Annotated in this window: 7 protein-coding genes; 4 read left to right on the top strand and 3 right to left on the bottom strand. The window is 59.9% G+C overall.

From position 1 onward, the window contains the following. Window positions 1-233 precede the first annotated feature (233 nt). A complete protein-coding gene (locus AAC083_RS02530; protein ID WP_108537949.1) occupies window positions 234-1,211 on the bottom strand; it encodes a cytochrome-c peroxidase in 978 nt (325 codons plus the stop codon). Between the two features lie 449 nt (window positions 1,212-1,660). Here AAC083_RS02530 and AAC083_RS02525 point away from each other — a divergent pair, with 449 nt between their 5' ends. Beyond that, window positions 1,661-2,386, top strand: coding sequence for a carbonic anhydrase (locus AAC083_RS02525; RefSeq protein ID WP_108537948.1), 726 nt, complete (start codon window positions 1,661-1,663; stop codon window positions 2,384-2,386). Window positions 2,387-2,457: 71 nt separating this feature from the next. Here the strand turns inward: AAC083_RS02525 and AAC083_RS02520 are convergent, their stop codons facing one another. Together AAC083_RS02520 and AAC083_RS02515 are read right to left on the bottom strand one after the other, a co-directional pair. Next, the gene (locus AAC083_RS02520; protein ID WP_042035745.1) at window positions 2,458-3,366 is read right to left on the bottom strand and encodes a pseudouridine-5'-phosphate glycosidase; all 909 of its coding nucleotides are present in this window, start codon (window positions 3,364-3,366) and stop codon (window positions 2,458-2,460) included. Next, a complete protein-coding gene (locus AAC083_RS02515; protein WP_108537947.1) occupies window positions 3,360-4,451 on the bottom strand; it encodes a PfkB family carbohydrate kinase in 1,092 nt (363 codons plus the stop codon). Before AAC083_RS02515 ends, AAC083_RS02520 begins: the two co-directional genes overlap by 7 nt. A 248-nt stretch (window positions 4,452-4,699) precedes the next feature. Between AAC083_RS02515 and AAC083_RS02510 the strand changes: the two genes are divergently transcribed. Genes AAC083_RS02510 through AAC083_RS02500 form a run of 3 tightly spaced genes read left to right on the top strand, consistent with a single transcriptional unit; the run spans window position 4,700 to window position 5,507 of the window. Next, window positions 4,700-5,164, top strand: a complete 465-nt coding sequence (locus tag AAC083_RS02510; RefSeq protein ID WP_108537953.1) for an RNA methyltransferase — start codon at window positions 4,700-4,702, stop codon at window positions 5,162-5,164. 14 nt (window positions 5,165-5,178) lie between these two features. Next, a complete protein-coding gene (locus AAC083_RS02505) occupies window positions 5,179-5,394 on the top strand; it encodes a hypothetical protein (RefSeq protein WP_258224867.1) in 216 nt (71 codons plus the stop codon). A gap of 14 nt (window positions 5,395-5,408) precedes the next feature. Continuing rightward, window positions 5,409-5,507, top strand: coding sequence for an RNA methyltransferase (locus AAC083_RS02500; RefSeq protein ID WP_258224866.1), 99 nt, complete (start codon window positions 5,409-5,411; stop codon window positions 5,505-5,507). Window positions 5,508-5,526 lie beyond the last annotated feature (19 nt).

The raw sequence follows: 5,526 nt of genomic DNA, 5'->3' as shown, positions 1-5,526 counted from the left end.
GTATTAGGCGGAGGGATTTGACACCAGGTCGGATGAGTTAGGCAATCGAACAGATTATGAGCGTGTTGAAATTGTGAAGAGGGCTGCAAATCGGTGAAATCCCCGTCGCCAGCTGGGGGATTGTCATCCCCTTGTCATTATGCTGATTACCACACTTTGGCTTTGTTATCAGATAGATAGAGCCATGAAAAAGCGGGACCTCAGCCCCGCTTGAATTCAGACCCACGACCCGTTCAGCTCTTGACCTGAGGCCTGGGAGTATCAGGTTGAGAGGGCGGCAGGAGCGGCAGCACTATCTGCGGCTGCTCACCGGTCAGGCTCTTGAGGTAGGCTGTCATGTCGTCGGCCTCCTGCTCGCTCAGCGCCTGGCCCAGCTGGATATCGGCCATTATCCGCACCGCCTCCTTCAAATCCCACACAGACCCGTCGTGGAAGTAAGGGTAGGTCAGCTCTATGTTGCGCAGGGTCGGCACCTTGAACCAGCCGATGAACTGCTTCTCGCCCGTCACGCCACCGCGCCCCTGGGCCGGATTGTCGGTCTTGAACGGCTTGACCAGCCCCATCTTCTGATAGGAGTTGCCACCGATGGCCACGCCGTTGTGGCAGGCGGTACAGCCCTTCTCCTTGAACAGCTGATAGCCCTTCAACTGCTGTGCCGTCAGCGCCTTGCCGTCTCCCTTCAACCAGCGATCGAACGGCGCGTTGGGGGTAACCAGGGTCTCTTCGAAGGCGGCGATGGCGTCTGTGACCTCATCAATGCCGAAGTCCGCCTTGCCGTAAACGGCGCCGAAACGGGTGCGATATTCGGGCAGGGTGTGCAATGTCTCGACCGCCAGCTTGTGGCTGAAGGCCATCTCTAGCGGATTCTCGATGGGGCCCGCCGCCTGCGCCTGCAGATCCTTGGCGCGACCGTCCCAAAACTGCACGAAGTTGAGGCTGGCGTTGAGCACGGTGGGCGAGTTGATCGGCCCCTCCTTCCACTTGTGGCCAAGGGAGCTGACCTGGTTGTCCACCCCGCCGGTCGCCAGGTTATGGCAGGAGTTGCAGGAGATGGCATTGGATTTGGAGAGCCGCGGCTCGAAGAACAGCATCTTGCCCAGCTCGACTTTTTCCGGCGATGCCACCTTGGGTACCTCTACCGGTTGTACCGGTTCGCTCGCCCACCCCATCCCGGGCAGACACAGCGCCAGCAGAAGACAATATTTATTCATTTTCTCTCTCCCTTGTGACTGTGCATAACTGCAGCATCAGCCTGACCGGGAAAGCCTGATTATTATTTGCTCAAGATCAAATGAGACCCAATAAAATCACATTAAAAACAATCGATTAATATATTTTAGGCGAACCAGCGGCGGGGACTTGCGAGGCAAAAAAGAGCTGATTTTTGATGAGTAAATTATGAGCTAATTCATCTACGATGACAGCCAATTAATTAGATTGCTGTTATTGAATAAAGCGATTGTTCAATATGCAGGCGTGGCTGACTGCTGAATAGATTCATATTAAATACATCATAAATATGATCAGCAATACGGCTGTTAATAACAAACAATCTGTGTCTGACACTCCGTCTCTCGCATTTCAGATAATGCCATCTGTTGTTTCTTCACTTACCAAAGAAACGGATGGCTGTGCTTTTCAAGCAAAATAAGGATGTATGATGAGAAAGTCCCTGTTGGCCGGTGCCCTGTTGCTGTGTCCCACCGCCTTTGCCGCCACCGTGCACTGGGAATACAGTGGCGAGGCCGGCCCGGCACAATGGGCCAAGCTGACTCCCGAATTTGGCCAGTGTGCAGGCAGCAACCAGTCGCCAATCAACCTCGATGGTCTGGTAGAGGCCAAGCTGGCCCCGCTGCAGTTTCACTACCGGGCGGGCGGCCAGAGCGTCACCAACACCGGCCACACAATACAGGTCAGCTATGCCCCGGGCAGCACACTGCAGCTCGACGGCATGGCCTTCGAGCTCAAGCAGTTCCACTTCCACGCCCCCAGTGAAAACCTCATCAAAGGCAAATCCTACCCGCTGGAGGGGCACCTGGTGCACGCCAATGCCAAGGGGGAGCTGGCGGTGGTGGCCGTGATGTTCGTGCCGGGCCACGCCAACCCGGCGCTGAACCAGGCCTGGCAGCCGTTGCCGGCGAAGGCGGGCGACAGCCGATCGCTGGCAACGCCGCTATCGGCGGATCAGCTGCTGCCCACCAAGCGTGATTACTACCGCTTCAGCGGTTCGCTGACCACCCCGCCCTGCTCGGAAGGGGTGCGCTGGCTGGTGATGAAGCAACCGGTGCAGGTGAGCCAGGCCCAGATCGATGCCTTCAAGGCGGTGATGCACCACCCCAACAACAGACCCGTACAGCCGCTGCATGGTCGGCTGGTGTTGCAGTGATCGGCGGATGCCATGGCTGAGTCGTAACGAAAGGAGGGTCGATTGACCCTCTTTTCGTTCATGGACTTTATTTACAGACTGGCGGCGATGCGCGCCCCCAGCGCGGCGTTGTTCAGCACCAGCTGGATGTTGGCTGCCAGCGAATTACCGCCGGTCAGCTCGCACACCCGGGCCAGCAGGAAGGGGGTGGACGCCTTGCCCTTGACCCCCTGCTCGTCCGCTTCGCGCAACGCCTGTTTGATCGCGGCGTCTATGTCGGCCTTGGGCATGGCAAACTGGGTCGGGATCGGGTTGGTGACCACGGCGCCACCGGCCAGCCCCAGCTCCCACTTGAGGCGCAGAGCCTCGGCGATCGCTGCCGGACTCTCCAGCCGGTAATCCACCTTGAAGCCGCTCTCGCGGGTGTAGAAGGCGGGCAGCTCATCAGTCTGATAGCCGATAACGGGCACACCCTGGGTCTCCAGATACTCCAGCGTCAGACCGATGTCGAGGATCGACTTGGCACCAGCGCAGACCACGGCCACCGGCGTCTGGGCAAACTCCTGCAGATCAGCCGAGATGTCGAAGGTCTCCTGGGCACCGCGATGCACGCCGCCGATGCCGCCGGTGGCAAACACCCGAATGCCGGCCATGGCGGCGATGATCATGGTGGAAGCCACAGTCGTCGCGCCCAGCCCCTTGTTCGCCAGCACGAAGGGGATATCCCGTCGGCTGCACTTGGTGGCGGCATGACCGGCCCGACCCAGCGCCTCCAGCGCCCCCGCATCCAACCCCACTTTGAGGCGGCCATCCAGGATGGCAATGGTGGCCGGCACGGCGCCGTTGTCGCGCACCACCTGCTCTACCTGGCGCGCCGTCTCCACGTTCTGGGGATAGGGCATGCCGTGGGAGATGATGGTGGACTCCAGGGCAACGACAGGTTTGCCGGCGGCCAGGGCCGCAGCGACGTCAGGTTGGATATCGAGGTAAGCGTTCAACATGGGTACTCCTCCAGCATGCGTTCAACGGCGGCCTTGGAGAGGCCGGAAAAGACGGTATCGGAACAATTGACGGTGAGGGCGGCGCAACCGAGGGCGAAACGGGTGGTATCGGTCATGTCGCTCTCCTGTAACCAGGCATAGGCCAGCCCCGCCATAAAGGCATCGCCACCGCCGGTCACGTTGACGACCGGACTGCCGAGCACAGGCAGATGGCCCTGGCACTCCCCGTCGCTATAGAAAATCCCCTGATCGCCGAGACTCAGGAACAGCCGCTGCACCCCGGCGCGGTGGAACCAGGCCGCTGCCATGGGCCAGGTATCTGGCCCGGCGATGGTGAAACCGCACAGCTGCTCGGCCTCGCTGCGGTTGGGTTTGAGGGTGTGGATCCGGTGCAGCCATGGGCGGATCTTCTCCACCTTGGCCACCGAGACGGTATCGACGAAGATGATGTGATCCCCCTGACGCTCGAACAGCCAATCGAGGGTATGGGTGGCGAGGTTGGTGTCGAGCACCCATAGCCGCGCCGCCCCGAGGAAACCGGTGAGCGGGGTGAGCCGGGCTGGTGTCAGTTGATCGATGATCGCCATGTCGTTGACGGCGCAGCTCATCTCGCCGCTGCCATCGTGCAGGCTGAGGTAACAGGAGGTTGCCAGCCCCTCCAGCACCAGCACCTGACGTACGTCGACGCCGGCACGCTGACTCACCTCCAGCAGATGATGACCGTATTGATCGTTGCCCACTGCGCTCAGCAGCCGGGTGTCGGTACCAAGCCGCGCCAGGTTCTCGGCGATGTTGCGCCCCACCCCGCCAGCGGAGGTACGCACCTTGCCGGGGTTAGAGTCGCCGATACGCAAGTTGTCATGACTACAGCCGCAGATATCCATGTTGGAGCCGCCAATCACCACGGCGTAGGGGCCTTCCCGCAGCACATAGCCACGCCCCTGCACATAGCCCTGGCGCATCAGGCTGGAGATGTGACTCGCCAGCGCCGAGCGGCTGATGCCGAGGCGATCCGCCAGCTCCTGCTGGGCAATCATGGGATCCTGGCGCAGCAGGGCGAGGATCTCTTGTTCACGCTCAGTCATAGACAAACATCCAGTTGCAAACGTTTGTCCATTATTTATGAAAAACGTTTTCCTGCCATCTCCGTGTGCAAAAACTGTCGGTTTGCGCACAAAAAATCAGCAGCAGGCTGCAACGGATTTCTCATATCTGCACATCACTTTTCATGTGCGGGTGGGCGACTGCCGCTTATAATGCGGCCGCCACAGAGGAGAACAAGATGAAAGAGTCAGGTTATAGCTGCGCAGAGCAGGCCGATACACGGTCACCAATGCAGGAGGCACCGGGCTATTACTGCATCGGACTGGTCAATCCCAAGTCACCGGAGAACGTGGGGGCTGTGATGCGCGCAGCCGGTTGCTATGGGGCTGACGAGGTCTACTACACGGGCAATCGCTTCGAGCTGGCGCGCCGTTTTGCCACGGATACCAAGCAGATGGTGGACAAGATACCCCTGCTCGGGGTCGATGATCTCATGGAGATAGTCCCGGCCGGGTGCGTCCCCGTGGTGGTGGATCTGATCGAGGGGGCCACACCGCTGCCGGATTATGTGCACCCCGAGCAGGCCTTCTATATCTTCGGCCCCGAGGATGGCACCCTGGATCCGGCCCGATATGGCTCGGTGAAGGACGTGGTCTATGTGCCGACGCAAGGCTGCATGAACCTGGCAGCTTCGGTCAACGTGATCCTCTATGACCGCTTAGCCAAACGCATACGGGCCGGGCGAGCAGAGTAAACGTGGTGGTCTATGTGGCCACACAGCAAGGCTGCATGAACCTGGCGGCCTCGGTCAACGCGATCCTCTATGACCGCTTGGCCAAACGCATACGGCCGGGGCCGGGCGAGCAGAGTAAAGCTGTGGTCTATGTGGCCACACAGCAAGGCAGCATCAACCTGGCGGCCTCGGTCAACGTGATCCTCTATGACCGCTTGGCCAAACGCATACGGGCCGGGCGAGCAGAGTAAACGTGGTGGTCTATGTGGCCACACAGCAAGGCAGCATCAACCTGGCGGCCTCGGTCAACCTGATCCTCTATGACCGCTTGGCCAAACGCATGCGGGCCGGGCGAACAGAGTAAACTGGTGGTCTATGTGGCC

The organism is Aeromonas sp. HMWF014, from assembly GCF_963878295.1.
Lineage (GTDB): Bacteria > Pseudomonadota > Gammaproteobacteria > Enterobacterales > Aeromonadaceae > Aeromonas > Aeromonas popoffii.
This window is presented reverse-complemented; position numbering and strand designations above follow the sequence as displayed.